Source organism: Haloarcula sp. NS06 (assembly GCF_051122755.1).
Taxonomy (GTDB): domain Archaea; phylum Halobacteriota; class Halobacteria; order Halobacteriales; family Haloarculaceae; genus Haloarcula.
In genome coordinates this window covers 1,611,745-1,637,506 of sequence record NZ_CP184844.1, presented here as the reverse complement: position 1 = coordinate 1,637,506, position 25,762 = coordinate 1,611,745, and the positions used below count along the sequence as shown (strand labels likewise).

Below are 25,762 nucleotides of genomic sequence, written 5' to 3'. Positions count from 1 at the left end.
GGCGTTACTCTTCTTCGCCGCTACAGACCAGTACGGAACGGTCCGTACCGAGAATCACACTCTGTGTGACGCTGCCGAACAGCACCTTGCCTGTCGGCGTCCGCTTGCGTCCGGCGACGACAATCATGTCGACGTCCTGCTCGTCAGCCAACCGGAGGATCGCGTCGGCCGGTTCGCCGCTTGACTCTTCCAGCGCCACCTCAACGCCAGCGTCCTCGAGGACTTCTCGTGCCCGGCGCACGGAGGCCACCTGATCGACGGACGCGCCTTCGGGGTTCTCCTCGAAGTCGTGCAGCAGCGTGACACGGACCTGGCTGGCGTCCATCGGAATTTCTGTTATCGATTCAGCGATGGCGGTCCCACGAGCCTCACTTTTGTCTATCCCAGCGACAATTTCGTACATGCTCGCTTCATCTGTAGAACGGGCCAACCCTTAGTTCTGGCCCGGATTTCGAACATAGATCATCAAAAATAGCGTCACGTATCGCGTCCCGCGGATCGGCACAGCGGCGTCAGTCGCCGAACGGCCCCATGCCGCCGCCACCCATACCGCCCATCCCGCCACCGCCGCCACCGCCCTGCTGCATCTGTTTCATCATCCGCTCCATGTCGCCGTCGCCCATTCCCTGGAACTGCTTGAGCATCTGCTCCATCTGCTTGTGCTGTTGGAGGAGTTCACGCACCCGCTCCTCGGGCTTGCCGGACCCACGGCAGATGCGCTTGGTCCGGGACTGGCCGACGACGCGGGGGTTCTCCAGTTCCTCCTCCGTCATCGAGTCCATGATGACATCGAAGTCCCGCATCCGCTCCTGGGTCACGTCCATCGCGTCATCAGGGAGCTGGTCCATCAGCCCGCCGCCCAGGCCGGGAATCATATCCATCACCTGGTCCAGCGGCCCCATGTTGTTCATCGTCTGCATCTGCTTGCGCATGTCCTTGAGGGTGAACTTCCCCTCCATCATGTCCTCAGGGTCCCAGTCCTCCTCGTCGCCTTCCTGGGTTTCCTCCATCGCGCGCTCGACGCGCTCGGTGAGCTGTTTGAGATCACCCATCCCGAGCAGTCGGGAGATGAACCCGGAGGGTTCGAACCGCTCGATGTCTTTGACCGTCTCCCCGGAGCCGAGGAAGGCGATGGTAGAGTCGGTCTGGTTGACCGCTGCGAGCGCGCCCCCACCTTTCGCCGTCCCGTCGAGCTTCGTGATGACGACGCCATCGATGCCGATGGCCGCCTCGAAGTCGGCGGCCTGGCTCTTGGCGCTCTGGCCCATCGCCGCGTCCAGCACGAGCAGGTCCCGATCGGGCTGGACCTCCTGCTCGATACGCTCAATCTGTTCGATGAGTTCCTCGTTCAGACCGTCACGGCCCGCCGTGTCCACGATACGAACGTCCGCGTTCTCCGTCGCTTCCAGCCCGTCGCGAGCAATCTTCACCGGGTCGTCCTCGTCGGGGTCGCCATAGAAGTCTACCTCGGCGCGCTCGGCCATCTCCTTGGACTGGTCGTACGCGCCGGGTCGGTCCGTGTCGGTCTGGATGATGGCCGGTCGGAGCCCTTTCGTCGAGAACCACCACGCCATCTTTGCGGCCGTCGTCGTCTTCCCCGACCCGTACAGACCGGCGAGCATGATGGTCTGCTCCTCCAGCGGGAGTTCGGTCGACTCGCCGACGAGGTCGACCAGTTCTTCGTAGACGATGCGCAGGACCCAATCCCGCGGCGTCGTCCCCGCCGGGGGCTCCTCATCTAGCGCGCGTGTTTCGATGCTATCGGAGAGGTCCTGAACGAGCCCGACATCCACGTCGGCCTGCAACAGCGACCGCTGAATCTCCTTGACGATGTCCTCGATGTCTTCTTCAGAGAGCCGGGACTTCCCCCGGAGGTCGTCAAGCGTCCCCCGAAGTGAACTCCCAAGATCGTCGAGTACCATTGTTGGCGCGAGATACGCGACGGCGCGGGTAAAGGCTTGTTGTCATGCTCTCGACTGCCGTGTAGACGTAGGGAACTGGGTTTGCTCTCGTGACGACCACCGCCGAAAGCCGGAGCGCTCCGGTCATTTCAGTCCCGCCCACGTCAACTGGCCAATCGGTTCCGAGATGGGGTTGCGTGCGTCGGCGTCGGCACCCGGTGCTGCCTACGCGGGAGACAGTGCCTACTGGATAAATGCCGTTTCTGCCCGTGACAAAAGGGTCAAAAGGTCGAAGCGACTGGGCGACAATATGGCCGTTCTCGGGCAGCTCGGTTTCATGATCGCCTTTCTTTCGGGCGGCGTCGCCGCCGGCCACTACGGGCTGTTGACCGAGCGGCGGACGGATATCCTCACCACACTCGTTTTTACTGTCGCCCTGCCGGCGCTTATATTCCGATCTACGTACGACCGCCCGTTACGGGAGATTATTTCGCCGGCGTTGCTGGGGGGCTTCTGGGTCATCGTCGCGCTGACCATAACGATGGGCTGGCTCGTCCACCGGCGGCTGGAGTCCGCCGACCGCCGCAGCGTCTCCGTCGTTCAGTCGTATCACAGCAACATGGGGTTTCTGGGTCTGCCGCTCGTGGCGGCGACGATGGGCAGCGAAGCGACGGCTGTCGCCAGCGTCATCCTCGGCATCGGCGCGGTGACCCACGTCCCGGTGACGGTGTTCCTGCTGGTCCGTATCAACGGCAGCGACGCCTCGCTGCTGAGCGAGTGCAAGAAACTCGTGACGAACCCGGTACTCATCGCGCTGGCGGCCGGCATCACAGCCTTAGTCCTGTCGCTGTCCGTTCCGGAGTTACTCATCGGTGCGCTCGGTCCACCGGCGGAGCTGGCGCTCCCGGTCGCCCTGCTGTGTATCGGTGCGACGCTTGACACGGACCTCCCGGTGTCGGACCTGCAAAAGACCGTCAGCGTCGTCGGGCTGAAGGTACTGTGGATGCCGGCGCTGGCGTGGCTGGTGTACTCCTCGCTGTCGATGGACGCGACGGCGCTGGGTGCGGCGGTCGTGATGCTCGGTACCCCAACGGCGGTGTCGACGTACGTCTACACAACAGAACTCGGCGGCGACGCCGCCTTCGCCTCGCTGAACGTCTTCACCTCGACAGTGGTCTCCATCGGAACGCTCTCGCTCCTCATCTGGCTATTCGCCTGACGCCCCGGCGTGGTCACGCTTTTGCCCGCCGGCGCCCCCACCGACCATATGGGCTATCACCAGATTGACCCCGAGTCGCTGTCGGAAACTGAGGACTACCCCTGCGACCGGCGCGGCATCTCCGATGCTGCCGAACTCCACGCACTCCACGCGGCCACCTACGAGATGGCACCTGGCGAAGACCTCTCGCGGACCTACCACTACCACGAGACGCGCGAGGAACTGTTCTACGTGCTCAAGGGCACGCTTCACGTCGAAACGCCCGACGGGGAGTACGTCGTCTCGGCCGACGAGGTGTTCGTCGCCGAACCGGACAGCCCACATCGCGCGCACAATCCCGCTGATGCTGACGAGTCGGTTACCGTGCTGGGCGTCGGCGCGCCACCGACCGACATCGCGCGCCCATACGACCCGGACACGTAGCGTGGTCCGGCAGTTCAGACACGCTTTTCAGCCACCCCGTCACAGTTGCGCCCATGACGAGCAAACAGGCGGTACAACAGGAACTGGTCGACAGCGGCGTCACGGCGGTCCTGCGGGGAATTCCCGAGGACAAGATGGTCGACGTGGCGACGGCTGTCCACGAGGGCGGCGTCACAGCACTGGAACTGACGGCGGATGCGAAGCGCTGCTCGGACATGATCGCCGCCGTCGACAAGGCACTTGACGACACCGACGCCATCATCGGAGCCGGCACAGTCATGGACGCCGCCGCCGCCCGCAATGTCATCGAGGCCGGCGCGGAGTTCGTCCTCGCGCCGAACCTCAACGAAGACGTCATCGATGTGTGTAACCGCGAGGGCGTCCTCGCTATCCCGGGCGTCATGACGCCGACGGAGGCCGCCGACGCGATGGAAGCGGGCGCTGATATCCTGAAGATGTTCCCGGCGAAAACGGTCGGGCCGGCCCACATTGGCGCGCTGCAGGGTCCACTCGGTGACGTCCCGATTATGCCAACCGGTGGTGTCTCGACCGATAATGTCGACGAGTTCTTCGATGCCGGCGCGGTCGCCGTTGGCGCGGGCTCAGCACTGGTCAATTACGAGGCCATCGAGAACGACGACATGGACGGTGTCCGCGAACAGGCCGCGGAGTTCGTCGGCGCCGTCGAGGCCGCCCGAGAGTAGCTCACCCGGCCGGTGGGAGAAAGACCTGATACAGCGTGGGCGGCTTACGCTTCGGTTTCGTTCGCGGTCGTCTCGTTGCTTGTCTCGTTCCCGGCCGTGCCGGTCTCATTGCCAGGCAGTTCGGTTTCGTTACCGGGTATCTCGGTTTCGTTACCGGGTATCTCGGTTTCGTTACCCGGAATATCTGTCTCGTTTCCAGGTATTTCAGTTTCGTTGTCCGGAGCCTCGGTCCCGTTCCCGGGCAGTTCGGTTTCGTTGCCCGATACTTCGGTCTCATTGCCGGGCAGTTCGGTTTCATTATCCGGCATCTCCGTCTCGTTTCCGAGGGCATCGGTTTCGTTCTCGCCGAGTTCCGTTTCGGAATCTATTCCGGTTTCTTCCTCGGTCTGGACCGCAGTTTCTGGCTCGGACTCTGTACTGGCTTCCGTCATCGCGTCAGTCTCTGCTGCCGTGGACGTGCCCGGCGCTTCGGCACCGCCGTCACCGCCGTCAGACTCCGTACTACCGCCAGTGTCACTACAGCCGGCAAGCGCCACGAGTGCGCCGCCTGCAATCTTGATAACGTTCCGTCGAGATGTGGGTCGTCCCATAGCATTTGTCCGAAGAGAACCTGGGCAGTTTATGAATGACCTGCTAAGCGTCTGACGGAGAGCCGACAGAACGGATTAGCCACACCCGAAGGTTGAGCCGGTTCGCAAAACAATCGGTTTCAGACCATGATTGGTTCGAACCCGGTATCTCGGCCAGTTCACGGGTGGTTCTGCGCTTTTGTCGGCTGAAATGCAACTTGCTGCGGTGTGGTTCGATACTCGGGGTATAATTATTCACACCGTTCCCGAGCAGTTATCGAGTGCATAGGTATCAACGTCCCCAAGCCGAGCTATCAGCTTGTTACCTACCATGCGCTGTGAGTAAGACAACGATTCAGCGGTCAAAACCCGCTCAGTCGCCGTTTAGCAACGTACTAACCCGTGTCCCCAGTGTCAGTACCTGTATCAGTCCACATACCTGCAGGAACCCCCGCAGCCGCAGTTATCGTCACCGTCGCCTGGAACACGGGAAATCGGCTTGCCCGTCAGTTACGAGTTGCGGCTCGTCAGCGAGGGACTACGGTCACCCGGGAACGCCCCAATGAGTTCAGGTGCGACAGCAGCCGGCGCGACATGCCGACAGTTGCGTCCGTCGCATTGCTGTCTCCCCCATTCACAGCATTGCCAGAAACGCCGTGTCGTTCGATTGTCTGTATTGGTGTCACGCTCAGTACTGCGTGAGTGGGTGATGGACAGCGATCGACCTCAACGCGCTCCTGTCGGCGAAAACAACCATCTCTCCACTGCTGTGGTGATATTTGCTGTATGGTACACGGTGCATTCTACTTAGAGGGGCGCGAACGCTCCAGGTACTGGACAATCAGGGTGGATAGTAGCTGCTCATAGTCTGGAGATTGCAGCAACAATAACCGAGAAGTCCGAGGCCTACTCGCCGATGAGGCTGTCGACGATTTCCTCTGGATCGAACGGTTCGAGGTCGTCGTAGTCCTGACCGGTCCCCAGGAAGAGGATCGGCTTCCCGGTGACGTGTGCGACGGAGATGGCCGCGCCGCCCTGCGGGTCGGCGTCAGCTTTCGTCAGAATTGCCCCATCGATTTCGGCCGCGTCGTTGAACTCGCGCGCTCGGTTGACGGCGTCTTGGCCTGCGACCGCCTCGTCCACGAACAGCGTCATGTCCGGGTCGATGTTGCGGTCGATCTTCTCCAGTTGGGCCATCAGATCATCCGAGGTGTGGAGTCGGCCGGCCGTATCACCCAGGACCACGTCGATGTCATTGGCCTTGGCATACTCGACGGCGTCGTAGACGACCGCCGTCGGGTCCGACCCCTGCTCGTGAGTGATGATCTTCTTGTTCAGGTTCTCGGCGTGTTTCTCCAGTTGCTCGTTCGCGCCGGCGCGGTAGGTGTCGCCGTTGGCGAGCACCGTCGAGAGTCCGCGATCCTCGAAGTACTGGGCGAGTTTCGCAATCGAGGTCGTCTTCCCGACGCCGTTGACCCCGGTGAACACGATGGTGACAGGCTTGTCTGCCTGCTGGACGCGCTCGTCGAAGTCGAACTGGCCGACGTTGATGACGTCGTACAGCGACTCCCGAAGCGCGTCCCGGACGAGGTTCCCCGTGCTGGAGAGCCGTCGGCGGGTCTGCCCCGTGAGGTTCTCCTTGACGCCGTCGAGGATCTCGTTGGCGACGCTCATCTCTACGTCGCTCGACAGCAGCGCCAGTTCGAGGTCATCAAGGTGGCTCTGCAGGTCTTCTTCCTCGATGACCGTCTTCCCGGTCGCCATGAGCTTCGCCTTCGCGGCGAGGCCGCGGCCACCGTCATCATCGTCTTCTGCTTCAGACTCCGAGTCGGCCTCGGACGCTGAGTCCTCGTCGGTCTCCGCGGCGTCGTCCGGCTGTGAACCTTCGTCGCGGACCGCGTCCGCGTCCGCGTCTTCGACTGCCGTAGTCGACGCTGTGGCTGACTCGTCTGTCGCCTCGGAATCTGCGGCTGGCGGTTCAGCGTCAGCCTGTGGTTGCTCGGTTTCGGCTGGCGGTTCCGCCGTGTCGCCCTCGGACGACTGTTCGTCCACCGCGGGCTCGGGTTCAGTCACCTGATCGGCAGGCGCTTCACCATCCACCTCGTCGGCGTCCGGTTCGTCCTCCCCTTCAAGTGCGTCGTCGTCGACGTCTTCCTCGACGTCACTCGTGAACCCGCTGAGTTTGTCCTTCAGTCCGTCGAACATGGCGGCCTTACTCGTCTTCCTGCTCTTGCTGTTGCATCATCTGCTGCATCTGCTGCTGTTGCATCTGCTGGGCCTGCTGTTCGAGCTCCTCCATCTCGGTCTCGACTTCGGCCTTCTCTTCCTGCAGGTCGCTGATGTGGTCGTCCAGCGTCTCCTTCTTGGTTTCCAGCGTGCTGGTGGCGCCTTCCTGTTCGCGCTCTGCGGAGTAGCCGCCACCAAGGGAGACGACGACCTCGTCGATGTCCTCGATTGTTGCGCGGATGTAGGCGTCGCCGCCGAGTGGGACCTGCACCGTGGACCCTGAATCGAGAGTCTCGATGGCCTCGATGGCCTCGTCGATATCAGTCTGCTTCTCGCGGAGGCGTTCGATCTCCTCGTCGATAGCATCGACTTCCTGCTCCATCTGCTCGATCTCCTGTGCGACCTGCTGCATCTGACCGCCGCCGCCACCGCCGCCACCGCCCATCATGCTGCCACCTCCTCAATCGTGATCTGCGTGCGCTTGAGGTTGTGCTGGGAGCCGAAGTCGCTGTAAACGCGCTCCTCAGCGACGTTCTCGTTTGGCGCGTCGACCTCCTTCTCGAACTGTTGTGGGCCGTCTCGGGCCGGGAAACTACCGCGAACAGTGTACGTGCTCATACACGCAGATGCGGGCAGGGTAGGGAAGTATCTTCCCCTTCCGCCTTTTTCGAGTATTGCAGCTCTCCGTGACAGCGCTGAGGAATACGCACCGCTATTCAGCCCGAACCGGCAGCGTCCGAACTACCCAGAAACAGAGTTCTCAGCCCCTATTCGTGGGTTCTGGCGCATACACCATATCGCCGCCACACTCCGGACAGGACGGGCGGAGTACACCTGTCGAGTAGTCACACTTCCGGCAGACGAGGCTGTTCTGGTCTTCCGCGGATGGTGTTCGCTGGACCATGTGTGATATTTGGGAACACACTATATTATTCTTTGACACGAGCTGTCATGGTCACTGACCCCGGCGGATTTGCCGGTGCACCACGTACGTCGAGGCATGAGCGAGACGACCTACCGGTGTTGGTGCGGTGCGACGCTGCGGTTCAGGCAGAATCTGGCGCTGGAGCAGGGCGGGACCAGCCGGTCTTGGGCGTGTGGGGACTGCGGGCTACCCGTTCCAAGCGTGGTGGCGGAGAAACTCAGCCACCAGCATCCGTCCTGAGCGGTGAAATAGAAGTCAGTCGATGTAGCCGAGTGCCTGGTCGATACGGCCAAGCTCTGGGCCGGAGGTGTCCGACCCACAGACGTAGCCGTGGTCGTTGGCAAGCAGGCCAGAGCCGACGAGCGGGCCACCGTAGTTGATGGTCCCGATGTCGGCCGGCACGTCAAGGATGTCCTCAAGTGCGTCGAGCTCGCCGTCCGTGGCCTTCGGATGGCAGAGCACGCCTTTGTTGGTGGCGACGGCGGCGGTCCCGACAGTCGTGACACCAGCGATGACGCCGCGTTCGACTGGGACGTCCAGCCCGTCTTTGACCGCCTGCACAGCGTCTCTGGGGAGGTCGGGGTGGACGTACGCGCCGTAGTCGTTACAGCAGACGACGTTGCCGGCGGCGTTGATCCGGCCGGGAAGCCGTGTCACGGGCACGTCGACGACGTCCTGAATCCGTTCGATTTCGGTTTCACGGACGCGTTCGGAGACGACCAGACCGTTCTCGTTGCCGGTCGCGAGCGCGCCGACGGTCCCGGACCGGCCGACAGTGGTCGGCACGGCCGGAACGCCGAGTTCGTCACTCAGGTCGTCGAGTAGCGATTCGTCTAAGTCTGGGCGAACCAGCACGCAGTCGTCGGTCGCACGGGCGAACACACCCACGTACGACGACCCGGAGAAAGCCGCGCGGAGCAACGTTACTCTGCGGTCTCTGCTTCGACGATGGCTTCGCCCTCTTCCTCGAAGCGGGCGGCGCGAACACGGATCTTGCTCGGCGTGTTGGCGCGACCGCGGGCCCAGGCCGCCTCGTTGATCGAGGGGTCGAGGCGGACGGCGTCCTCGTCGACAGAGAAGTGTTTGGCGAGGTGCTCGCGGATGAGGATCATCGCCTTGTCTGCGCGCTTGTGGTTCGGTTCGGCTCGCGCGTCTCGGAGCGGGACGGTGACGACACGCTCCTCGAAGTCACTGGCGCTCATTATTCGTCAGTGTCGTTGCGCCGCCAGTGGCGTCGTTTGTGGTTGCGCTGGACCTCGCGGTCCGTCTTGAGCATGACCCAGGCCGGGACTCGACTGTTCTGGTTGTCGAGTTTGGCCAGTCGCTTCTTCGTAGCCTTCGATTTCTTACCCATGGTATGGTGCTTGTTCCGCGCCGTGGTTTAAATTCCTTCCTTTTCGAGCCGGTCATGGCCCGTTATCAGCGGCTATAACTGCGGACGTAGAACTAAGTACGACGTAGACCTGATTATCAAAGGATGGAGCGCCGCAAATTCCTCCGGACAATGGGCGTCGGTGCAACAGCCGTCGGCTCTGGTTGCTTGGGTGGGGGCGGTGAAGTTGTCATCAGCGTGCAGCAGGATGTCAGAGTCAACCCACATAAAGCGTGGATAAAGGAGGAAATCCCGGACGTATCCGACCCGGGCGGTGAGCTACAGTATATTGTCAAGGCAGACATCCCGTTCAACGTGTACTTTTTCACGGACCGCGAGCAGTTCAAGCAGTACGACACGTACATCAAGGGTCGTGAGCCCGACGGGACACCGCCGGGGAACCCCAAGTTCAGCCAGACAGCGGTCCAGCCCGCGGGGTCGGATATCTACCAAGCATCGACGGACGACGGCGGCGCACGAGAGTCACTGGACGAGCCCGGTCCGTACTTCTTCGCCGTTGATCACTCGAACTACCGGATGGAAACTCGCGTCGATGACTACGACGACCCGCTGAAGGCCTTCGTCGATATCACCGTCATCCGGAACAAGCTCCCCTTCTAAACGAACGCCAGCGGAACCATCGCCAACACACCAACAGCGATGCCAGTGAGTAGTTCGCGTTTACCACCACCCGGCAAGCCGTCGCCGTACTCCAAGGCCTCGGGGACGAACTCCGTGAGAACAAGGTACACCATCGCCCCGGCAGCGAAACCGAAGCCGAACGGGAGGAACGCCTTTGCCAGCGTGACAAAGTAGTACGCGATAACGGCCCCGACCGGCTGTGGCAGCGAGGAGAACACTGCCCACCAGACCATCTTCCACTCGCTGACGCCCAGCGAACGGAGCGGGATGGCGATAGCAGTCCCTTCCGGAATGTTGTGGATAGAAATCGCGACTGTCATGAACACCGCCAACAGCGGGACAGAGATGCCGACGATACCAACGGCGGAGTCGGGCGTGGCCGCCTCCAGTCCGAGTTCTGCGAAGGAGACGCCGACAGCTACGCCCTCCGGGAAGCTATGGACAGTCAAAATGCCCAGAATCAGCAGCAGCTTGGTGAAATCGGCCTGCTCGAACTCCTCTGGGGACTGGTCAAAATCGTCTAGCAGTTCGTGTGCTACGGCGACGAGCCCGATCCCGGCCAGAATACCGGGGACCAGCAGCACTGGCGATCCGTAGGCCAGCCCTTCCCGGACGAGCCCGAACAGTGAGGCAGCGACCATGATGCCCGAGGCCAGCCCCCATAGCAGGACGTTCCATCGGTCGGAGAACTCATCGACCAGGAAGAACGGGATCGCACCGAGGCCGGTGGCGAGCGCCGTAAGCAACCCCGCGACGAACACGAAGACAACGTTCTCGACGGCGACCATATCGGTCCTACGCCGCTCGGACCGATAAAAATTGTCACTAACCTGATTGTTTTGGCTGGCCTAAACGGCTTGCCAGTACGCCGTAGATAGCTACGCGGGTGTCTAATTGACGGCCTCAACATGGATGGCGTCCATACTACGGTAGTCCTAACGTCATCGTGTAGTTCCTGACAAAATTATGGTAATAACTGCCGTCGGCACCGTTCGCATAGCACTCGCACCGGGAGCAACGGTTTGGCTGTGAGGGCACACGCTCACAGCGACACCGATTCGACGGTCCGACGTACCGGACCGTCGGGCCCGAACACACTCTCCTTCAGTCGGATTTCCGTGACCTGCAAGCAACCTACGTTGGGGTCGTCGTTCTCGACGGCGTTCTGTACTGTCTCTTTGCCACCGGCGTGGTCCATTCTGGCAATAGTCGCGTGTGGCGTGAACTCGTGGTCCGCCGGCTCGAACCCGATTGCGACGGTCCGATCTTCGACGGCTTCGTGCAGCGCGGTCAGTTCCGCGCCGCCCTGACCGTCGCGAACGCCGACCCAGACAACGCTGATGTAGGACAGCGACGGAAAAACACCGAGCCCACCAAACTCGGCTTCGAACGGCGCGACGCCGCTGTCTTCGACCGCGGTTTCGAGGGCGGCGACGACGTCAGCAACCCGGTCCGGCGCGGTGTCACCGAGGAACTTCAGCGTGACGTGGGCCTGCTCGGGGTCGGTCAATCGAAGGCCCGACACCCCGTCGAAGCGGTCCTGTACGCTATCGATAGCGTCTTCGAGCCCGTCCAGGTCGACGCTGACGAACAGGCGTTTGGCCATAGCTAGCGGTTCCAATCGTGTCCGCAAGAAAGCTACGGCGGGAATCAGTGGCCGCAATGGTCTGGGGTTGTATACCACCGCCACAGGCTATGTCCGAGACCCAGAGCAACCATTGCGACCGCGACGCCGAAGAGAGCGGGGATGGCGGTATCAGGAAGTAGACCAAGGGATAGCCGGGCGAGGATTACCGCCACAATCAGGAGGCCCATCTGCGCTCGTTCCCGAGGCGTCTCTGCCGGACTGGACACCCGGCGCCAGAGCGCCGATAGCTGCGCGTCGTAGCGTCCGACGAGAGCCGCCAGAACGACCGTTCCAGCAACGCCCGCTCCAGCGGCAGGCAGTGACAGCGAGGCCGCGTTCGAAGTGATAGCAGCCCAACCAACGACAGCAAATACACCCCCGAAGAAGACGAGCAACGCGTCTACTGCCAGTGGATCCCGCATAGCCGAGAATCCGGTCGCAGGACACCTAAATCCTGGCGAGCCGTGGACGTAGCCCTTAACCGGATTGGCCGTCAATCAGGTAGTATGACAGACAACGACGACGATCACGCCTTTTCGGAAGGGCAAGGGTTCGACGACCCCTACGAGGGGTTCGATCTTGAACCGCCGGAGTTCGAGGTCGACCCAGACAAGGTCGACCCCGTCGACTCCCGTGTCGTCACCGACCTGCTTGACCAGCGGAACATCTCCGCTGACTCTGTGGAACCGGAGAAGCTACTCGATGTCGGCCTAGAGTATATGCACATCAACCGCCACGAACAGGCCGCCGAAACCTTCGAGCGCGTTGCCCAGCACACGGAGGAGGAGCGTCTGCTCCAAGAGGCATGGACGAACAAGGGTGCGGCCCACGCAGAACTCGAGGAGTGGGACGCCGCCATCGGCGCGTACAAGGAAGCCCTCAATTTCGACGAGGAGTCCGACCACGCCGCCACGGCGGAGACGAACCTCGCATACGCGCTGTGGAAATCCGGCCGCTCCGAGCAGGCACTCGAACACGCCGAGCGCGCCGTCGAGATCGACTCCCGCTTCGGTGAAGGCTGGTACAACCGCGGCTTCTTCCTGCTCGAACGCGGGCTAGCTCGACGAGGCTATCGACGCGTTCGACAACGCCGTCCGCCTCGGCTTCCGCAACGCCGACGTACTCGAAGAGAAGGCCCGCGCGCTCGAAGAGGTCGGCGAATTCGACCGCGCCGAGGAACTGGCCGAGGAAGTCGACGAGATGCGCGAGGAGGCCGAACAGCAACTGCTTGAATGATACTCAACGAACGCGACACCGACGAGGGGTTGCTCGTCTCGGTCTGTGACCCTGACATTATGGGCGAAACGTTCGAGAACGGTCCCGTGTCACTCACCGTCAACGAAGAGTTCTACGGCGGCGAAGCGGCTACCGAAGACGAAATCGTCAACAGTCTTTCCCGCTGTTCGGTCGCCAACATCGTCGGCGACGACGCCGTCAGCGTTGCCGTCGAGCACGGCTTCGTCGATGAGGAGAACGTCCTCGATCTGGGCGAGACGCGCCACGCGCAACTGCTCTGGATGTAACTGCGGTACCCGCCGCACGCCCGACCCCGACAGTCTTTGCACACGCCCGTCGAGAGTGACATGTATGTATTCTCGAGACCACGCTATCGTCTCCGTGGCTGTCGGGGCCGCCGGCGTCGCCGTTCTGCCGGTCCCGCTCCCCTGGTGGGCCGCCGTCGGCTACGCGGTCGTCGTCGGTGTCGCCATCGATTTCGATCACTTTGCCGTGGCTCGGCTGGAGACCGGCGACTGGGCCGCGCTCCGGCGCTGCCTCCGCAATCCGAAGATAGCGGTACTCGAACAGGACGAAATATTCGGCCCGCAGGACCTCTGGCCGCTCCAGCGCCTCCTCAGTCACCATCTCATCGGCGGTGTAGTCGTGTTCGGCCTCTGGCTCGTCTCCGAGCCGCTGGCACTGTTTACTGCCGTCGTGCTGTACGCCCACGTTCTCGGCGATCTCGTCTGGGACAACTACCTACTGGAGACCTATCGGGAGCAACACGTGATGGCTGCCAAATCCGAATCCGACTCTGGCTCCGGATAGGTCGGGTCAGCGGCCGCTACCGGACGGAAGGAGTTCTAGGTGAACCGAAGGAATGTTGCCTGTTGAGCCCCTGAACAGAACTAATGGGACACGCTGAATCTGAACTACTGGACGTGGAGCGTATCCGCGAGGACTTCCCCATCCTCCAGCGCGAGTTCGGCGGCGAGCAAGTGGTGTATCTCGACAACGCGGCCACCACGCAGACGCCCGAGCCGGTCGTCGAGACCATCGCCGACTACTACCGGACGACCAACGCCAACGTCCACCGTGGCCTCCACCAGCTCAGTCAGGAGGCCAGCGTCGCCTACGAGGACGCCCACGACCGCGTCGCCGAGTTCATCGGTGCTTCCGGCGAGCGCGAGGAAATCGTCTTCACCAAGAACACCACCGAAAGCGAGAACCTCGTCGCCTACGCCTGGGGCCTGAACGAACTCGGGCCCGAGGACGAGGTCGTCCTCACAGAGATGGAACACCACGCCTCACTGGTCACCTGGCAACAGATCGCCAAGAAGACCGGCGCGACCTGCCGCTACATCCGTGTCGATGAGGACGGCACACTCGACATGGACCACGCCCGCGAGATTATCACCGACGACACCGCGATGGTCAGTGTCGTCCACGTCTCGAACACGCTCGGCACAGTCAACCCCGTCTCGGAACTGGCGGACATCGCCCACGACCACGATTCATACATCTTCGTCGACGGCGCGCAGTCGGTCCCGAACCGCCCGGTCGACGTGGAAGCCATCGACGCCGACTTTCTGGCCTTCTCGGGCCACAAGATGGCTGGTCCGACGGGTATCGGCGTCCTCTACGGCAAAAAGCACCTGCTTGAGGAGATGGAGCCATACCTCTACGGCGGCGAGATGATTAAGAAGGTCACCTTCGAGGACGCCACCTGGAACGACCTTCCGTGGAAATTCGAGGCCGGCACCCCGGTCATCGCGCAAGGCATCGCGCTCGCGGAGGCCTGTGACTACCTCGACGACATCGGGATGGAGCGGATCCAGCGCCACGAGGAACAGCTCGCCCAGTACGCGCTGGAACAGCTCCGTGAAGAGGGTGACGTAGAGACGTACGGTCCCTCTGCGGGAACGGAGCGCGGTGGCCTCGTCTCGTTCAACCTCGACTCGGTGCACGCTCACGACCTCTCCTCGATTCTCAACGACTCCGCCGTCGCTATCCGCGCTGGCGACCACTGCACGCAGCCGCTCCACGACAAAATGGGCGTCCCTGCCTCTGCGCGAGCCTCCTTCTACATCTATAACACACGCGAGGAAGTGGACAAGCTCGTGTCGGCTATCGACGACGCCCGGCAGTTGTTCGCGTAATCGGGCGCTCAGTCTGTCGCTGGACTGCAAGACGTTTGCTTTCAGTTGTAATCTAGTACCGGTGTGTACAGCACCTATATGACATACCAACGATAATTTTTCACAGGACGATGACTGACACCGATGAGGCGGAACCATCGCTGACGCCAGCATCACTCGATCGTACGCACCTCCCCGAGCAGACGATGTACAAGGTGTCGCTCGACGACGCCAGCCACTTCGAACAGGGCGGGAACGACATCCGGACGTATCCAGTGTGTACCACGAATGAATTCAAGCTGCTGTACTTCGAGATGGACCCCGGCGCGGTCATCGACTGGCACACGCACGCGCCCAGTTTCGACGAGGTGTGTCTGTGTCTCGATGGCGCCGCTAGATACACGCTGAAACGTGAAGACGGAAGCGAGCAGGTGCTCCGGGCTGAACCACGCGAGTTCGTCTATCTACCCGGTGGGGCCCGACACAAGATCGAGGCAGTGGGTGAGACCGGTCACGAGGGACTGGTCACAATGCCGCCGGACTCTGTCGGACGCCTCGAATTGCTCGAAGGCACAGAACCGTACCAGACAGAAGACTGGCCAATTGCGCTGTGGGTCGACCGGATCCGTGATGAAGTCGTAAAGAAAGACGAGAACGCCGTCACAGAGTAGCTCTAGAAGGCGTGGATGTGTATCATCGGTTCGCAGCGAGATAGATGACAGCTAGCTTATACAGCGCCGGATTCGGGGTCGCAATCGGTCGGGCTGCCCGGACAGCTGCCAGTGCGTCGGAAAGCGGTCGGTTCTCTTCGGCAGCGAGCGCCGTCGCAATCAGCGTCGCGCTCCGTGAGACGCCGGCCTTGCAGTGAATCAACGCCGTGCCATCCGCACGGACGAAGCGCCGAGCAGTATCGACGGCCGCCTCGAACGCCGTCCATTCGTTGCCTGCACCGTCGATAAGCGGGTGGTGGGCGGTCGTGAGGGAGTAGGCCTCGCTCGTCGCCGAAAGCACGTGTTCGAAGGAGTGGTCGTGTGCCTCGGGCCGTGCTGCGTGTTTGTTGCCGAGATACAGCGCCCGGTTGCCGATCTGGCGAATCACCGGCTCGTCACTGACGAACCCCACGGGTCGAACGGCATGGTCAGTCGGAGATGGAGCGTTGTTCTCTCCCACGGGCTGACAGAACGGGCAGGGATAGTATAAATACTACCGACTGGCAGAAGGGAGTCTGTCGGTTCCCACAGGCCGTCAAAGCGGTTCCTATCACAGGACATCGTACATGCGAATCGATACCTCGGAACGTTTTTCCGACTGACAGCCATATCATAGTTCAATTATGGGTATCGGTGGCTCGGATATGTACCGGCAGCAGATCCTCGATCACTACAAGAACCCGCGGAATTACGGGGAGATTGAGGACCCGACGTTTACCCACATCGGCGAGAATCCGATGTGTGGCGATGAAATACGGATGGATGTCGTCCTCGACGAGGACGAGGAGACCATCGAGCAGGTCGCCTTCCAAGGCGATGGCTGTGCCATCTCCCAAGCCTCCGCGTCGATGCTCTCACAAGAGCTAGCTGGGATGGCGGTCGAGGACCTGAAAGCGATGGACCGCGACGACATCACAGAAATGCTCGGCGTCGACATCTCGCCGATGCGAGTCAAGTGTGCCGTTCTCGCAGAGAAGGTGGCCCAAGACGGGGCAGACATTTTCTTCGGTGAGAAAGACATCGACCGAACTGTGACCGAAGACGACGACTGAAACGGACAGAAACACCGTCGGTATTCTTTTGACTCCATCTCGGAATAGCACAGGCCATGCCAGGCAACGACTGGGACCCCGACGACTACGACGACCGCCACGGGTTCGTCCACGAACACGGTCAGTCGGTCGTCGACCTGTTGGACCCTCACCCCGGCGAGCGGGTACTGGATGTCGGCTGTGGCACCGGCCACCTGACGGCGGAAATCGCAGACAGCGGTGCCGAGGTGGTCGGTATCGACGCGTCGGCGGAGATGGTCGGACAGGCCAGAGACGCTTATCCGACCCTCGCGTTCGAGCAGGCGGACGTGCAGTCCTATACCGCTGACAAGCCGTTCGATGCGGTGTTTTCGAACGCGGCGCTGCACTGGATTCCCGGAGAGGACCACGACGCGGTGCTGTCGACGGTTGCCGACGCGCTGGCCGAGAGCGGACGGTTCGTCGCGGAGTTCGGCGGACACGGTAACGTGGCCGCGATAACCAACGCACTCATCGCCGAACTGGATGCACGGGGCTACGACGCCAGTCATCCCTGGTACTTCCCGAGTATCGGCGAGTACGCGCCGCGAGTCGAAGCGCACGGGCTCGAACTGCAGTTCTCACGGCTATTCGACCGACCGACGCCGCTGGACGGCGGTGAAGACGGGCTCCAGAACTGGATTGAGATGTTCGGTGATGAGTTCTTCGCTGGTGTCGACGATAGCGAGCAAGCGGCAGTGCTGTCGGCTGTCGAGGACCGGCTCCGCCCGACGCTTTTCGACGGTGACACCTGGATCGCAGACTACCGACGGCTACGGCTCGTCGCCGGTCGATAGCGAATAGGTTGCCTGCGATTCAGGCCAGGAAAACGTGCCGCGGTCGGTCGGCCAGCACGTCCCGACCCCAGTCGACCGTCTCCGAGAAGTCGTCGGAGCGGAAGAAGGCCATCGCGTCCTCCTGTGAGTCCCACTGGCTCGCGATGAACATGTCGTTCTCGTCGTCGTGGTTGAACAACAGCGAGGTCTCACGGTGACCGTCCATCTCTTTGAGCAGGCCACCGACGGTGTCGAACTTCTCGACGAAGTCCTCGTGGTATTCTGGCTTGACCGTGTAGAACATCCCCATCGTCCCGAACCCGTCGCCCTCGCCGTGGCGGCCGACGACGCCGGGGAGGTCAGTGAGGTAGTCGCTGGCAGTCTGGGCGGCGTCCTCGGTGTCCCACAGCGACGCGACGGCCGAGAGATCGCCGTCGGTATCGCCGTACACCGTCGTCTGGACGTGCGTGTCGTAGCGCTCGAACGCGCTCCGGAGGTCCGCGACTTCCGCGTCGAGTGTTTCGGCGTCAGCCTCGGAGTACACTACGAGGGCGTACACGTCCTCGCCGTGCGGTTGCCCGGCGTAGACGCCCGCCGATTCGAGCGTCTCGCGGATCGACTGGGACGATTCAGCGGTCTGGGCGTCGCTATTGTCCACGGTCTCGTCGCTCTCGGCATCCTCACCGAGGGAGCCGCCGAACTGTTCGTCGACACCATCGATATCCTTCAGGAAGCCGGCTGCCGTCTCAGCGGCGTCTTTCGCCGTCCAGATGCTGACGAGGTGCGTCTGACCGCTGTCGGCGCGCACGGCCGTCTGGACGTGGCGGTCGTAGTGGTCGAAGTTGCTTTCGAGGTCGGACACATCGTCGACGATGTCCTCCGCATCGGCCGAGGAGTGGAACACCAGCGCGTAGTCACCAGCGTCGTACGCGTCGTCTTCGTACAGCCCCAACCGACCAAGTCGCTGTGCGGCGTCGTCTATCTCCTCGAAGTCGGCCGAAACGTCCGGCCGGCCGCCAGAGCTACTCGACGAACCTGAACCGTCCTCGTCGGACGACTCCTCGGAATGGGGATAGTCGCCTTCGCTAGCGCTCCCGGGGTGGGTTCCGCCGTGGCTGTCGGCGTCTCCGCCGGCGTGTGCCCCTGTCTGTGCGCCGCCCGTCGTCGGCTCTCCGTCGTGACTGTGACTCGCGCCGGCATCAGCCGGCGCGTGCTCGTGTTCCGCAACGTCCGCCGGCGTCTCCGGAACCGACTCGTCGTCGGTCGGGACTCGCTGGCCGGCCATCACAGCCGGTAATTCGGCGGGATCGAACTTCCGGCCGACGTAGAAGGGGCCAAACTCGGCGAACTGGGAGGTCGAGGGGTCAAAGCGCATCTCGGTCAGCAGCTCCTTGATGTGGCGCATATCGTCGCTCCAGAGTGTGATGCCCCACTCCCAGTCGTCGAAGCCGATAGAGCCGGCGATCATCTGGTTCACGTCGCCGCCGTAGGTACGGCCGATGTCGCCGTGCCGCTTGATGTGGGCTGCCCGTTCCTCGAAGGATGTGTCGTACCAGTTCTGGTCAGGCTGGCGGCGCTTGCTCATCGGATAGAAGCAGACGAACTCCTCGTCCGGCACGTCGGGGTGGAGCCGGGCCTGAATGTACTGGGCCAGCCCGGAGTCGTCGTCGACTTCGCCCTCGAAGTACTCGCGGGACTTCTCGGTGTAGCCCGACGCCTCCGTCACGGAGACGTAGGAGAACTCCTGCTCGGTGAAGGCGGCGAACTCCGTCTGCTCGAAATGGCGCTCGGCCGCATCGAGGTCGCCCATCGTCGGCCGCAGGTGGAGGATCATGATGTCGGCCTTGTGGCCCATGACGGTGTACACCGCCGTCTGCCCCTCCTCGGCGTCTTCGACGGCTTCGTACGCGTCGAGGAAGCCGATCCCCTCCGAGAGTGCACGATCGCGGACTCGCTGGGGGGCCTCGCGCCAGGCGTCCCAGTCGATACTCCGGCAATCGTGCAGCGCGTACCAGCCCTCTTCCGTGGCTGGCGGCTTGCGTTGGTCCATAGATCCCGATTGCAGGTCGACAGTAAGGAAACTTCTCATGTCGTCCCGGGACGGCGACTTCTGAGCCAGCAGTTCAGGCTATCCTTTTATTAGCCTAACGTGACAGCGAATCGATGTTGTCGCATGACTAACCCAATCGATAGACGGGTCGCAACTGCCCTCCAGTCGTACACGATACTTGCGGTTATTGCCATTCTCATTGGTGCCGCCGTCGTGCCGTATGCGGCGTCGGTCGCCGAGGGTGACGAACAGTACGTCGCTGTAGTGAATGTCGACGAAACAATTTCCAGTTCTAGCGCACAGGACACGGTACAGGAGCTCCGTGAACTCCGCAGCAACGAGTCGGTGGAAGCGGTCGTTCTCCGGGTATCGAGTCCCGGCGGTAGTGCCGCCGCCAGTGAGTCGATGTATCTGGCCGTCAAGCGGCTCTCAGCGGAGAAACCGGTGTACACGAGCGTTGACCAGTACGCCGCCTCCGGCGCGTACTACACCGCGGTCCCGAGCGACCGCATCTACGTGACGCCGGCCAGCCTCGTTGGCCACGTCGGCGTCATCGGCACCGCGCCGAGCGACGGCCTGAGTGCATCCGCAACCACTGGGCCCGACAAGGCCCATCGAGGGATGACGCGTGACCAGTACTACGCGAGCCTCGAATCGATGAAGCGAGCCTTCGTCGGTGCGGTCATGACTGAACGCGGTGACAGGCTCAACGTCTCCCGCGAGACTGTCGCTGAAGCGTCAGCCTATCAGGGCGGTCGCGCGGTCCAGACCGGCTATGCGGATGAAGTCGGTGGACTCGAAGCCGCGATAGCCGGCGCGGCCGAAGAGGCCGGTCTCTCGGAGTATCAGGTCGTATACCACAACCCCGCGGACCCACGGGGGCTGTTCCTCCTCACTGGCGGGAGTGGAGCCAGTGGGAACGCCACCATCGCCGCCGAAGGCGCCCCGTACACGTTCCAGGGCGTCGACACGGTCCACTTCCTCATGATATACGGTACGCCGGAGAACCAACAGGTCATCTACAACAGCACCGCACAGGGAGGAGCCTGAAATGTCAGCCGATAGCTCGCGTTCGAGTCCAGTCATCCGAGCAGGGTTTTTCGTCGGGATACTCGTCCTCTCGGTGATTGTCGGCACCGTCGCGATTGGTGGCGGCGCGCAATCGGCCCCAGATGTAAGTCAGGTGAACGCCCCGTCGTTCAACAGCGGCGAGGGCGTCGCAACTCCGGCGGACGAGAGCGGTGACCTCTCGATGTCGGCCGACGCGTCTGGGAAGGTCGTCGTTATCGACGTCGCTCACGCCGGCGATATCGACCGCGAAGCACTCACGCCGCTCGTCTCGACCCTGACCGAGAACGGAGCGACAGTGCGATACCACGTCGGTGAGCGACAGAGCGGGAGCCCGCTCAACGAGTCACTCCGTTCGGCTGACGCCCTCGTCGTTCTCGGCGCGGAACAGCGCTACACCGAGAGCGAACTGAACGGCCTCTCCGCGTTCAGTGACGCAGGCGGTCGCGTGCTCTTGCTGAACGAGCCGTCGCAGGCGAGCCCCGCAGGGCTGGGACTGTTCGGCCCGATTCGATCGGACAGCGTGACCATGCCGATGGCGCCGCTGGCAAGCCAGTACGGTCTCTCGTACGGGAACGGCTACCTGTACAATATGCACGAGTACGACACCAACTACCAGAACGTCTACGCCACGCCAACGGGAGATACGGAACTCACAGCGGGCGTCGACCGAACGGTCTTCTACGCCGCAATCCCCGTTCATGGCGGCAACACCGCGCTCACGACGACGGAACAGACAACGCTCTCGAAGACCCGGCGACAGGACACGTACGGCGTCGTTGCCCGCTCGGGGAACGTCGTCACCGTCGGTGACACGAACGTTTTCACGCAGGAGTTCCTCTACCGGGCCGACAACGAGCAACTGGTCGGGAACCTGCTTGATTTCCTCGTCACGGGCGAGAAATCACCCGCAGACGCGCCACAGACCGCAGAGTCTGGTGAGTCCGGACCTGGCGGATCGCTCCCCGGTACGGGAATCGGTGGCAGCACGTTGCCGTCCGAACCGGATTCAACCCCGGCCCCCGAGCCGAATGAGACCATGACGTCCGACGAATAGGGCGTCACCGGGCGTTTGCGTTGGTATACTCGCAGAACAGAACCGTAGCAATCGTTCGCGGCGAGTACAGTCAGTCGTCGAGATTGAACACGCGGCGCAGTTCGTGCTCGATTTCATCAATATATTCGGAAAGCACGGTGTCGAGTTTCTCGTCGTCGACGATGACCGCTGAAAGCCGTTCTGTCGGGTTCTCGGGTAATTCGACACTGAACTCGCCGTCCTCGTAGAACGGCTCTGACTCATTGAGGATCTGCTGGTCGATCGCGTGGACCAGTTCGGAGTCGTACGTGTCGTTCATCCGCTCGAAGGCGTTCTTGTAGGCCTTCTGCAGTTCCGGGAAGTAGTTCGCGTACTTGTCCTCAAACTTCTCGGGATCGAACTCTGTCATTGCCAGAACGGTATGGGGCTGGGGATAAAGATGGCCCGATGTTCAGCGTTGTATCGTGCGTGCGTCCTTCTGCGGGAGATACATCGTGAGGTACGCGACGAAACAGATGCCGAAGATGCCACCTAGGACGAGAAAGACGCGGATGTCCAGCCCGGCAATAGCTGCGATAATCTCCTGTAGCGTCGTCCGTGGGTTCGCGAAGCCGAACGTCTCAGTGTAGGCTAGCAGGCCGGCGACGACGACGAGTGCAATATCGAACAGGCCCCGAGAGTCCATCGTGGGGTGTTCGGAGAAGCGGACGTATAGCTTTTATTGCTGATACTGGCGGTGGAAGTCGTACGTTGCGCCGTCGCGCGTTCCGGGCTGTCGTCGCTACGACAGTTGGTCGCTGATAATTTCGTCAGCCGCTTGGATAAACGCCGACTCCTCTCCAGACGGGATAGTCGCACCCGCTGCGATATCGTGACCGCCACCGTCGCCGCCGACGGACTGGGCGGCGTCACGCATCACGACCGACAGGTCGACGCCCCGGCCGACCAGCGGGCCGGTCGCCCGTGAGGACACTTTGGTCTCGTCCTCGTCGGTGCTGGCGAAGGCGATGATAGGCTTGTCCGAATCAGCACCATTGGTCCCCAGCGCCATCCCGGCAACGATGCCGACGATGGTCTCGCGGATGGCATCGCCTGCGTCGAACCACTGGACGGTCCCCGCCGGCGTGACGCCGCGCTCCTTGACGAGCGTGAGGCCCTCCGAGAGGTTCCGGCGGTGGTTCGACAGCAGCGTCCGCGCCCGCTCAAGCGGCGCGTCACGCTCGCCGAGACACACTGCAAGCCCCACGTCCGCTCGCTCGTAGCGAGCGGTGGCGTTCAAAAGCGTCGAGAACTCGCTTGCGTCCCGGAGTTCCGTCCCGCGTGGTTCCGCGGTCAGCGTGTAGGTCGTGCCGATGAGCGTCTCTATCTTGTCCGCTGGGACGCCGCGCTCGACAGCTCGCTGGACCAGCCCACTGGCGACAGTCTGGCGCTCGTCATCGGAGAGGTCGGCCCACGTGCGCCAGTCATCATCGGATTTGAGATCCAGTCCGAGGCCTTCAAGGAACATCGTCGCGCCGGCCTGATCGTTCGAGATGCCCGGTATCGGGACTTCCGTGGCGTACTCGAGCAGTTTCGGCAGCGGCCGGGTCTGTTTGCCGTACAGCGAGAGATCGGTCCCTTCCTCAAGCACATCGGCGGCGATTCCATCCTCGACGAGCCCGGCGTTGGCCCCGACGAGTTCGCCGCCGACGGCCTGCATGTCCCCGACCGCGCCGACGACCGCCAGCGCGGCGAGGTCGCGGTTGTCCGTTTCTCCGGTCGAGAGCGCGCGGGCGAGGACATACGCCGCGCCTGCACCCGAAAGCTCCGACGCACCATTGATGCCTTCCAGCAGCGGATTAAGATGCGTCTCGAAGTCGGCGTAGCCGCCGGTGTCGACGACCGCGTCTGGGTGGCAGTCGCCCGGGTCCGACGGCTGGTGGTGGTCGGCGATGATTGCCTCGAAGTCGCCTGCGGCGACGTGCTCGGAGATCACGTCTAGCTGGCCCGAGCCGAAGTCGGTGAATAAGACGGTGTCGTACTCACGGGCCGCGATACTCTCAATTTCGGCGGCGTCGAGTTGCTTCTTGAAGACGGTCTCAACAGGGATGCCGGCCCGCGACAGCGCCGCGGTGGCGATGGCGGCGCTGGTCAGCCCGTCGGCGTCGATGTGGGAGGCCAGCAACACGCGGTCGGCCGCCCGGAGTCGGTCAGCGCAGGCGGCCGCGCGGTCGGCGAGCGCTGGAACAGGGCCGGTCGTAGTCATCGTACCGGGGATAGGTGCGCTCCGGCATAAAAACGTTCAGACGCACGGTTGTTCGCGCCAGTGCGGCGTGCCCCGTCAGATGACCTCCCGCTGGTCGCTGATGGTGACGGTCTGGTCGGCTGTCTCGATGGTCGTTCGGATAGTTATCCAGCCATCCGCCTGTTCGATAGCGTAAGCGTCACTGAACGCCAGATCGACGCGCCGGGTCGTGGTGTAGGATCCGTCTGCTTCGAGTGTGCCAACGTCCTCGGAGCCCTGCCAGACTACGTCACCATCGGTAGTGTTCCCGGCGTAAATCCGCGTGTAAACGGTGATATCATCCGCTGTGCTGTTCTGCTGGTTTGTCAGCGTGGAAGTCACATCACGACAGGTCCGGCCGCACTCCTCGATGGAGTCGACGGTGAACGCGAACGGCGGGGTGCTTGCTGCGCCGCCGTCAGAATTACCAGTATCGGTAATTGCGGTGTCGCTCTCAGTGGCTTCAGTTGTTTCCGTCGGGAACTCCGAGAGGTCCTCGCCGCTGCTTTCCGCCTGGAACGGGCCGAGATTGGTGACGAACGCCCCGCCGACACCCGCGAGCAGGAGTACGACGATGCCGATGACGGCGAGTAGCTTACCATCCATCTTAGCCACCGTTCTCGCCAGCCACGCCACTCACGGCCCCTCCAGGGCTGGCGCCGCTCTCATCGGTGAGGAACACCTGAATCGCTTCGATGATCGCCGCCACGAAGTCAGGGACCTGATCCGGGAAGCCGCCGGGCGGGCCGACGGCGTTCGTCGTATCGCCCCCACCGGTTGTGGGTACGGCCGCAGCCACGCCGATGAGGTGTGTCAGTGCGAGTGCCAGCGTCCCGGCCGTACGCAATAAGGATCGTGTCATCTTCACGTATTCGTTGCTCCCAGCACCCCTCAAGTAGCCAGACAGTAAGATCAGATAGTCACGGATCTCAGTTATGTTAGCGGATTAAACTCGGCTTAAACGGAGTGGTACCCTGTTATTATAATGCGTTCATCCATACTGGATAACATGAGTGCTGTCACATCCGAGCCACAGTCGGAACCGAATCGAGTTATCTGTCTGCCGGAGCGGTCCCGATGAGCTTCCTCCGACGGTTCGCGTTCGCTATCCGTGCCAAGCTCAACGCCCTCTTAAACCGAACCTCGGACCCAGCGGCGGAACTGGACTACTCATATGAACAGATGCGGGGCGAACTACAGGACGTGACGCGCGGTATCGCCGACGTGACGACCCAGAAGAAACGGCTGGAGATACACCGAACCCGGTTGCGGTCGAAACGTCGAGAAACACGACACGCAGGCCCGGGCCGCCCTGCAGGAGGACCGTGACGACCTCGCACGCCGGGCGCTGGAAAAGAAGCAGGTGAACGTCAGCCAGATAACGGAGCTAACAGGGCAGATAGACGGCTTACAAGAGACACAGGACCGGCTGGTCGGCAAGCGGGCCGAACTCAGCAGCCAGATAGAACAGTTCCGGACGAAAAAAGAGACGATGAAAGCTCGCTATCAGGCCGCCGAAGCGTCGGCGCGGGTCTCGGAGGCGTTTACCGGCGCTGGCGATACGATGGCCGATGTACACCGCTCCATCGAACGCGCCACGGAGCGCACGGAACAGATGGAGGCACGTGCGGCCGCGCTGGAGGAACTCGAAGCGAGCGGCCAGCTCGAATCCGTACTCGACGAGGGCGATTCAATCGACCAGGAACTCGACCGCCTCTCCGGCGAACGGGCCGTCGAGAACGAACTGGCGGCGCTGCGGGCCGAGATGGACGAGCGCGAAGCCGTCGAAGAAGCCGCAGAATAGCTCGGGGGAAACGCCGAAACC

The 25,762-nt window shown here is 62.4% G+C and carries 31 protein-coding genes and 2 pseudogenes; 14 read left to right on the top strand and 19 right to left on the bottom strand.

Features of this window, described 5'->3' with window-relative positions; translation table 11 throughout:
* Positions 1-4: 4 nt before the first annotated feature.
* Both ACODNH_RS12250 and ACODNH_RS12245 read right to left on the bottom strand, forming a co-directional pair.
* On the bottom strand, positions 5-403 hold the full coding sequence (locus tag ACODNH_RS12250) for a universal stress protein (protein WP_004964622.1): 399 nt from the start codon (positions 401-403) through the stop codon (positions 5-7).
* Between the two features lie 109 nt (positions 404-512).
* Positions 513-1,922, bottom strand: a complete 1,410-nt coding sequence (locus tag ACODNH_RS12245; RefSeq protein ID WP_434530352.1) for a signal recognition particle protein Srp54 — start codon at positions 1,920-1,922, stop codon at positions 513-515.
* A 289-nt stretch (positions 1,923-2,211) separates the two neighbouring features.
* Between ACODNH_RS12245 and ACODNH_RS12240 the strand changes: the two genes are divergently transcribed.
* The 3 genes from ACODNH_RS12240 to ACODNH_RS12230 are packed head-to-tail and all read left to right on the top strand — an operon-like array spanning position 2,212 to position 4,247.
* On the top strand, positions 2,212-3,120 hold the full coding sequence (locus ACODNH_RS12240; RefSeq protein WP_434530351.1) for an AEC family transporter: 909 nt from the start codon (positions 2,212-2,214) through the stop codon (positions 3,118-3,120).
* Between the two features lie 48 nt (positions 3,121-3,168).
* Entirely contained in the window at positions 3,169-3,543 is a 375-nt protein-coding gene (locus ACODNH_RS12235) for a cupin domain-containing protein (RefSeq protein ID WP_306704495.1), read from the top strand.
* A 53-nt stretch (positions 3,544-3,596) separates the two neighbouring features.
* Positions 3,597-4,247, top strand: a complete 651-nt coding sequence (locus ACODNH_RS12230) for a bifunctional 4-hydroxy-2-oxoglutarate aldolase/2-dehydro-3-deoxy-phosphogluconate aldolase (protein WP_306704493.1) — start codon at positions 3,597-3,599, stop codon at positions 4,245-4,247.
* Positions 4,248-4,291: 44 nt separating this feature from the next.
* Here the strand turns inward: ACODNH_RS12230 and ACODNH_RS12225 are convergent, their stop codons facing one another.
* The 7 genes from ACODNH_RS12225 to ACODNH_RS12195 form a co-directional block, all read right to left on the bottom strand.
* The gene (locus tag ACODNH_RS12225) at positions 4,292-4,837 is read right to left on the bottom strand and encodes a cell wall anchor protein (RefSeq protein WP_434530350.1); all 546 of its coding nucleotides are present in this window, start codon (positions 4,835-4,837) and stop codon (positions 4,292-4,294) included.
* Positions 4,838-5,722: 885 nt separating this feature from the next.
* Positions 5,723-7,021: a signal recognition particle-docking protein FtsY gene (gene ftsY / locus ACODNH_RS12220; protein ID WP_306704489.1), complete on the bottom strand. Its 1,299-nt coding sequence runs from the start codon at positions 7,019-7,021 to the stop codon at positions 5,723-5,725.
* A 7-nt stretch (positions 7,022-7,028) separates the two neighbouring features.
* Positions 7,029-7,490 carry a prefoldin subunit alpha gene (gene pfdA / locus ACODNH_RS12215; protein WP_306704488.1) on the bottom strand — a complete coding sequence of 154 codons (462 nt, stop codon included), beginning with the start codon at positions 7,488-7,490 and terminating at the stop codon, positions 7,029-7,031.
* Positions 7,487-7,660 (bottom strand): 50S ribosomal protein L18Ae, encoded by a 174-nt coding sequence (gene rpl18a, locus ACODNH_RS12210; protein WP_004594032.1) that lies wholly within the window; start codon positions 7,658-7,660, stop codon positions 7,487-7,489. Before rpl18a ends, pfdA begins: the two co-directional genes overlap by 4 nt.
* Positions 7,661-8,222: 562 nt before the next feature.
* Positions 8,223-8,888, bottom strand: a complete 666-nt coding sequence (locus tag ACODNH_RS12205) for a translation initiation factor IF-6 (RefSeq protein WP_306704482.1) — start codon at positions 8,886-8,888, stop codon at positions 8,223-8,225.
* A gap of 2 nt (positions 8,889-8,890) precedes the next feature.
* Positions 8,891-9,169, bottom strand: a complete 279-nt coding sequence (locus ACODNH_RS12200) for a 50S ribosomal protein L31e (protein WP_004518347.1) — start codon at positions 9,167-9,169, stop codon at positions 8,891-8,893.
* Positions 9,169-9,321 carry a 50S ribosomal protein L39e gene (locus ACODNH_RS12195; RefSeq protein ID WP_004518346.1) on the bottom strand — a complete coding sequence of 51 codons (153 nt, stop codon included), beginning with the start codon at positions 9,319-9,321 and terminating at the stop codon, positions 9,169-9,171. The genes ACODNH_RS12200 and ACODNH_RS12195 overlap by 1 nt, the downstream gene beginning before the upstream one ends.
* A 186-nt stretch (positions 9,322-9,507) precedes the next feature.
* Here ACODNH_RS12195 and ACODNH_RS12190 point away from each other — a divergent pair, with 186 nt between their 5' ends.
* Entirely contained in the window at positions 9,508-9,960 is a 453-nt protein-coding gene (locus ACODNH_RS12190; protein WP_306707422.1) for a hypothetical protein, read from the top strand.
* Here the strand turns inward: ACODNH_RS12190 and ACODNH_RS12185 are convergent.
* The 3 genes from ACODNH_RS12185 to ACODNH_RS12175 form a co-directional block, all read right to left on the bottom strand.
* Positions 9,957-10,769 (bottom strand): ZIP family metal transporter, encoded by an 813-nt coding sequence (locus ACODNH_RS12185; protein ID WP_306704474.1) that lies wholly within the window; start codon positions 10,767-10,769, stop codon positions 9,957-9,959. The genes ACODNH_RS12190 and ACODNH_RS12185 overlap by 4 nt on opposite strands.
* Before the next feature lie 254 nt (positions 10,770-11,023).
* Positions 11,024-11,587: an RNA 2',3'-cyclic phosphodiesterase gene (gene thpR, locus ACODNH_RS12180; protein ID WP_434530349.1), complete on the bottom strand. Its 564-nt coding sequence runs from the start codon at positions 11,585-11,587 to the stop codon at positions 11,024-11,026.
* 44 nt (positions 11,588-11,631) lie between these two features.
* A complete protein-coding gene (locus ACODNH_RS12175) occupies positions 11,632-12,030 on the bottom strand; it encodes a hypothetical protein (RefSeq protein ID WP_306704471.1) in 399 nt (132 codons plus the stop codon).
* Positions 12,031-12,114: 84 nt separating this feature from the next.
* On the opposite strand from ACODNH_RS12175, the pseudogene ACODNH_RS12170 reads away from it, so the two are divergent.
* From ACODNH_RS12170 to ACODNH_RS12150, 5 genes and pseudogenes are all read left to right on the top strand, one after another.
* Positions 12,115-12,844, top strand: a pseudogene (locus ACODNH_RS12170) (tetratricopeptide repeat protein).
* Positions 12,841-13,131, top strand: a complete 291-nt coding sequence (locus tag ACODNH_RS12165; RefSeq protein ID WP_434530348.1) for a DUF424 domain-containing protein — start codon at positions 12,841-12,843, stop codon at positions 13,129-13,131. Before ACODNH_RS12170 ends, ACODNH_RS12165 begins: the two are co-directional and overlap by 4 nt.
* A gap of 64 nt (positions 13,132-13,195) precedes the next feature.
* Positions 13,196-13,654: a hypothetical protein gene (locus ACODNH_RS12160; RefSeq protein WP_434530347.1), complete on the top strand. Its 459-nt coding sequence runs from the start codon at positions 13,196-13,198 to the stop codon at positions 13,652-13,654.
* An 83-nt stretch (positions 13,655-13,737) separates the two neighbouring features.
* Positions 13,738-14,985, top strand: coding sequence for an aminotransferase class V-fold PLP-dependent enzyme (locus ACODNH_RS12155; RefSeq protein ID WP_434530346.1), 1,248 nt, complete (start codon positions 13,738-13,740; stop codon positions 14,983-14,985).
* A 110-nt stretch (positions 14,986-15,095) separates the two neighbouring features.
* Positions 15,096-15,635 carry a cupin domain-containing protein gene (locus tag ACODNH_RS12150; protein WP_306704460.1) on the top strand — a complete coding sequence of 180 codons (540 nt, stop codon included), beginning with the start codon at positions 15,096-15,098 and terminating at the stop codon, positions 15,633-15,635.
* Positions 15,636-15,657: 22 nt separating this feature from the next.
* On the opposite strand, the gene ACODNH_RS12145 is transcribed toward ACODNH_RS12150, so the two are convergent.
* A complete protein-coding gene (locus ACODNH_RS12145) occupies positions 15,658-16,134 on the bottom strand; it encodes a protein-tyrosine phosphatase family protein (protein ID WP_306704458.1) in 477 nt (158 codons plus the stop codon).
* 163 nt (positions 16,135-16,297) lie between these two features.
* On the opposite strand from ACODNH_RS12145, the gene sufU reads away from it, so the two are divergent.
* Together sufU and ACODNH_RS12135 are read left to right on the top strand one after the other, a co-directional pair.
* Complete coding sequence (gene sufU / locus ACODNH_RS12140) at positions 16,298-16,726, top strand: Fe-S cluster assembly sulfur transfer protein SufU (protein ID WP_004964685.1); 429 nt, start codon at positions 16,298-16,300, stop codon at positions 16,724-16,726.
* 56 nt (positions 16,727-16,782) lie between these two features.
* Positions 16,783-17,541: a class I SAM-dependent methyltransferase gene (locus ACODNH_RS12135; protein WP_434530345.1), complete on the top strand. Its 759-nt coding sequence runs from the start codon at positions 16,783-16,785 to the stop codon at positions 17,539-17,541.
* 19 nt (positions 17,542-17,560) lie between these two features.
* Here the strand turns inward: ACODNH_RS12135 and ACODNH_RS12130 are convergent, their stop codons facing one another.
* Positions 17,561-19,570: a heme-binding protein gene (locus ACODNH_RS12130; RefSeq protein WP_434530344.1), complete on the bottom strand. Its 2,010-nt coding sequence runs from the start codon at positions 19,568-19,570 to the stop codon at positions 17,561-17,563.
* Between the two features lie 123 nt (positions 19,571-19,693).
* Between ACODNH_RS12130 and ACODNH_RS12125 the strand changes: the two genes are divergently transcribed.
* Both ACODNH_RS12125 and ACODNH_RS12120 read left to right on the top strand, forming a co-directional pair.
* Entirely contained in the window at positions 19,694-20,620 is a 927-nt protein-coding gene (locus ACODNH_RS12125; RefSeq protein WP_434530343.1) for a S49 family peptidase, read from the top strand.
* 1 nt (position 20,621) lies between these two features.
* Positions 20,622-21,695, top strand: coding sequence for a DUF4350 domain-containing protein (locus tag ACODNH_RS12120; protein ID WP_434530342.1), 1,074 nt, complete (start codon positions 20,622-20,624; stop codon positions 21,693-21,695).
* Positions 21,696-21,765: 70 nt separating this feature from the next.
* Here the strand turns inward: ACODNH_RS12120 and ACODNH_RS12115 are convergent, their stop codons facing one another.
* From ACODNH_RS12115 to ACODNH_RS12095, 5 genes are all read right to left on the bottom strand, one after another.
* Entirely contained in the window at positions 21,766-22,083 is a 318-nt protein-coding gene (locus tag ACODNH_RS12115) for a DUF5783 family protein (protein WP_306704442.1), read from the bottom strand.
* Positions 22,084-22,125: 42 nt separating this feature from the next.
* Positions 22,126-22,359: a hypothetical protein gene (locus ACODNH_RS12110; protein ID WP_004594051.1), complete on the bottom strand. Its 234-nt coding sequence runs from the start codon at positions 22,357-22,359 to the stop codon at positions 22,126-22,128.
* A 96-nt stretch (positions 22,360-22,455) separates the two neighbouring features.
* Positions 22,456-23,919, bottom strand: a complete 1,464-nt coding sequence (locus ACODNH_RS12105; RefSeq protein WP_434530341.1) for a DHHA1 domain-containing protein — start codon at positions 23,917-23,919, stop codon at positions 22,456-22,458.
* A gap of 75 nt (positions 23,920-23,994) precedes the next feature.
* Complete coding sequence (locus ACODNH_RS12100; protein ID WP_434530340.1) at positions 23,995-24,543, bottom strand: hypothetical protein; 549 nt, start codon at positions 24,541-24,543, stop codon at positions 23,995-23,997.
* A gap of 1 nt (position 24,544) precedes the next feature.
* Positions 24,545-24,799, bottom strand: a complete 255-nt coding sequence (locus ACODNH_RS12095; RefSeq protein WP_434530339.1) for a hypothetical protein — start codon at positions 24,797-24,799, stop codon at positions 24,545-24,547.
* A gap of 215 nt (positions 24,800-25,014) precedes the next feature.
* On the opposite strand from ACODNH_RS12095, the pseudogene ACODNH_RS12090 reads away from it, so the two are divergent.
* Positions 25,015-25,741 (top strand): annotated as a pseudogene (locus ACODNH_RS12090) (PspA/IM30 family protein).
* Positions 25,742-25,762 lie beyond the last annotated feature (21 nt).